The sequence below is a fragment of the Ruegeria sp. genome, from assembly GCF_028066395.1.
Classification (GTDB): Bacteria; Pseudomonadota; Alphaproteobacteria; order Rhodobacterales; family Rhodobacteraceae; genus Ruegeria.
The window spans coordinates 13,046-16,731 of the sequence record NZ_JALCBM010000034.1; the positions used below are offsets into that span (position 1 = coordinate 13,046).

The window sequence follows — 3,686 nt, forward strand, 5'->3', positions numbered from 1 at the left end:
CGGCATCTGGACAGTCAACTGGATGAAGATGCCCATTTCGCACGCATCTACGGCTTTACGTATGAGGGGGCGTATTATGAACTGCCCGATCCGACCGTGTTCCTTGTGCATGGTGACGGGGAACCGGCCAGACCGGAAAGCGGCAATACGGGTGCTGATGCCCATTCTCCGTTGAACCCGTCGGCTTCGGGTGTGGCGTCGGCGGATTATCAGGTGTCGGATGGCATTCGGACGTGGAACTATGACAAGGCCGACTACACCATCCGCATGGACATGATGACCGGGATGATCGAACAGGTCCTGCTGGACGTTTATTTCAGCGTCGAAGGGCCGATGATCAGCGGTGCCAAGGTCAGCGGGGCCAAGGTGTCGGGCGCGAAAGTCAGCGGTGCGAAAGTGTCCGGTGCCAAGGTGTCGGGCGCAAAAGTCAGTGGTGCCAAGGTCAGTGGCGCCAAGGCGCGCGGCGACTGAATTCGACCTATTCCAAGAACAAGGGCGCGTGGTCAACGCGCCCTTTTTTGTTCAGAACCCGGCCTTGCGCAGCCCTTCGACAAAATGCTGGGTGTCATCTTCCAGCCGGTCCGGCAGGATTTTCGACCAGCGGTCCAGCGAGAAGTTCGGGTGCGCCGCACGATGTTTCTCGGCGATGTTGCGCGCCATTTCGGTGTTGCCCATCTGCGCATAGCTGGCGGCGAGCATCCGTTGCCCTTCGGTCGGGTTGTTCATCTGATTGACCGAGTCGATCACGTCCTCATAGCGTCGCAGGTTGTAATAGGCTCCGCCCAGATGCCACAGGTACTGATCCGGGAAATAGGGGTTCAGGCGCATCGCCTGTTTGAGGTGGCTGATCGCCGTTTCATTATCCCCCGAATGGGCCAGCGCATCGGCATAGTCCGAATGCATATCCGCATCATTGGGGTTCAGCGCCAACGCCCGTTTATAGGATTGCAGCGCCGCGTCATGCTCCTTGCGGTAGAGCTGCACAAAGCCCAGCTCTCCGAACCCGCGGGCATCGGTCGGGTCCAGATCAATGGCGCGCTGCGCCAGCCCTAGCGCCTTGTCCAGCGCGCCCATCGGGTCTTCGGTCCAGGAATAGCGCCAGTCGATGTTCAGCGTCCGCGACAGCGCCGCAGCGGCGCGGGCGTATCCCCCGTCCCGTTCCAGCGCGTTTTCGTAGAAATTCTGCGCCTTGCGATTGTCGTTGCGGGTGTATTTGAAGATATGCTGCTGGCCCTGCAACACCGCGCCATAAGCCTGCAGGTCCGAGGGGATGATCTGCTCCATCCGCTGTTTCTCATGGGATTCGATCATCACCGCCATGGCGGCCACGATGCATTCGGTCACCTCGTCCAGAATGTCGAAGATATCATCGATCTGACGATCGAACCGTTCCCCCCAGATGGTCCGTTCCGATTGCGCATCGACCAGTTCGGCGGTGATGCGGATACGGCTGGACGATCGCCGCACGCTGCCACGCGCCACATAGCGCACGTTCAGGCGCTGCGCGGCCTCTTGCGGCGGCATCGACTGCGCCTTGAAAAAGAAGGACGAGTTCCGCGCGATGATGAACAGATTGCGGAACTTGGACAGGTTCATGATGATGTCGTCGGTCAGCCCTTCGGCGATCCAACTGTCGGTTTCATCCTGCCCGGCAATCGAGAACGGCAGCACCGCGACCGAGGGTGCATCAGGCCGTTGCAACAACAGATCGGGCTGCGGATCGGTGCGCAGCGTGGCCGCCATGGTTGCGCCTTCAACCTCGCTGCGGACGCAATAGGTGGGCACTGGCGACATGATGTTTTTCAGCTGCTTGGGCCCCAGAAACTCATACCCGTACCGCAGCCGGTTGCGGATCTGGTCGTAAACGGCCGAGCTGACAAACACCCGTTCGGGGTCGGCGATTTCCTGTAGCCGCGCGGCGATGTTGACGTTGTCGCCATGGATGCCGCGTTCGTCAATCAGCACCTCGCCCAGATGCACACCGGCGCGGAACCGGATCGGCTGCGCGCCCGGACGTTCGCGGTTGTGACGGGCGGCGATGCGGTGCAGTTCGATGCTGAACTCAACAGCGCTGGTGGCGGTGTCGAACAGGGCCAGAATGCCGTCGCCGCGCACCTCGACCACATGGCCGTCATAGGCTTTGCAAACGGAATCCAGATGAGAGATCAGGGATTTCAACGCGTTATACGTATCCATCTCATTCTCGCTCATCAATCGGGAATAGCCGACCACATCGGCAAACAGCACTGCGCCAAGCTTCTGTTTCAGGGGTCTTTCCGAACTGGGATTAAACACTGGTAACACTCGATTTGACCCTAACGCCGAATCCGACGCTTCTGGTATACCTCAAATTGGCGCCGATTTGGCGCGCTACTTATTAACATGTCAATGAACATGATCATTCGCGTGGCGGCCATATCCAGCCGGTCGAGCAGTCCGGCCCGAAGCAAACCACCGTTTCCGGCCCCAGTTCCCGGGCCAGCGACGGGCGGCGGGTGGCCCATTCCTGCTGTAGCAGACCAACCACTAGAACGTCATGAAACTGTCCATCGGAAAACCAGGCGCGCCGCATCGTGCCTTCTTCCTGAAAACTCAGGGCGCGCAGAACGTCGCGGCTGCGCTGATTGTCGGTCCGGCAATACGAGGTGATCCGGTTCAGCCCCAGTTGCCGGAACGCGAAATCCAGCATCAGGGCAGACGCCCGGATGCCCGCACCGCTGCCGCGCAGGGCCTTGTCGATGAACAGCGCCACAACCCCGTCGCGATTAATGGTCGAGATCGCCTCGATCCCGATCAGGCCCTGCGCCTCGTCATCCCGGGTTTCGATGATGAACCAGCATCTTTTGCCATCCCCGGTTTCGTTAAGCGCATCCTCCCAAATGTGTTCGGTTTGCGCCTGATTCATGGGGATGCGGCAGGTCCGGTCAAACAGGGCCAGATCCTCGACATCCTGAAACCAGCGCTGAATGGTCGCCAGATCCCCCTTTTCCAAAGGGCGCAATCTGAACTGCCTTTGAGAAGCTTCGGCCAAAAGAAATGACCTCCGAAACGTGAATGCATAAAACTATCTGAATGATACTAGCACGAAACTGTGAGAATCCAGAAACGGGTATTTTACGCAGCGCTTCGGCGAGGTGATTTTCCGCTGATCGACACTCAGCCGGGCCATTGCCAAGCTGCGGGATGGCGATAGCGCGGCGGCCTATCGGCCTTTACTCCGCGCTATTATCTCGACCGCTTTTTTTTGCGTATTCATTAATGAGCTTTTTTGCCATTTCCTGTTTTTCCTCCGCCTCATCCTTGAGGTTTATCTTCTTCGAAAACGTCGAAAAGGAGGCCCAAAGACCGGGCAGTAGGGCGAGCCCTACAACTGGCAAAACCCATGCAAGAACCGACCCAAAATGACGGATTGTCAAAAACTGAAAAAAGTTTCCCGCAACGATTATGCCAATCATCCATAAAAAGGGCGCGTTGGCCACGCGGCGATACCACCAATCGATATATCGGGCCAGATATACACCCAGCGGGTACACTTACCTACTCAAACCACCATGCAGGTTCGGCATATCCAGCGCCGCAAACCCGTAGTGCCGCAGCCAACGCAGGTCGGAATCAAAGAACGCCCGCAAATCCGGAATGCCGTATTTCAGCATCGCCAGACGGTCGATGCCGATGCCAAAGGCAAA

At 58.2% G+C, this 3,686-nt stretch carries 3 protein-coding genes and 2 pseudogenes; 1 reads left to right on the forward strand and 4 read right to left on the reverse strand.

The genetic code is table 11. The annotated features are described in order from the left end of the window. A pseudogene (locus MPJ51_RS11970) lies at window positions 1–471 on the forward strand (hypothetical protein); the annotation flags it as partial. A gap of 51 nt (window positions 472–522) precedes the next feature. On the opposite strand, the gene MPJ51_RS11975 reads toward MPJ51_RS11970, so the two are convergent. The 4 genes and pseudogenes from MPJ51_RS11975 to MPJ51_RS11990 form a co-directional block, all read right to left on the reverse strand. Then, window positions 523–2,295 (reverse strand): adenylate/guanylate cyclase domain-containing protein, encoded by a 1,773-nt coding sequence (locus MPJ51_RS11975; protein ID WP_298386723.1) that lies wholly within the window; start codon window positions 2,293–2,295, stop codon window positions 523–525. A 103-nt stretch (window positions 2,296–2,398) separates the two neighbouring features. Then, window positions 2,399–3,001 (reverse strand): GNAT family protein, encoded by a 603-nt coding sequence (locus MPJ51_RS11980; protein WP_298386724.1) that lies wholly within the window; start codon window positions 2,999–3,001, stop codon window positions 2,399–2,401. Window positions 3,002–3,212: 211 nt separating this feature from the next. Next, a complete protein-coding gene (locus MPJ51_RS11985; RefSeq protein ID WP_298386725.1) occupies window positions 3,213–3,533 on the reverse strand; it encodes a hypothetical protein in 321 nt (106 codons plus the stop codon). After that, window positions 3,534–3,686 (reverse strand): annotated as a pseudogene (locus MPJ51_RS11990) (phenylalanine--tRNA ligase subunit alpha); the annotation flags it as partial. It abuts the gene before it with no gap.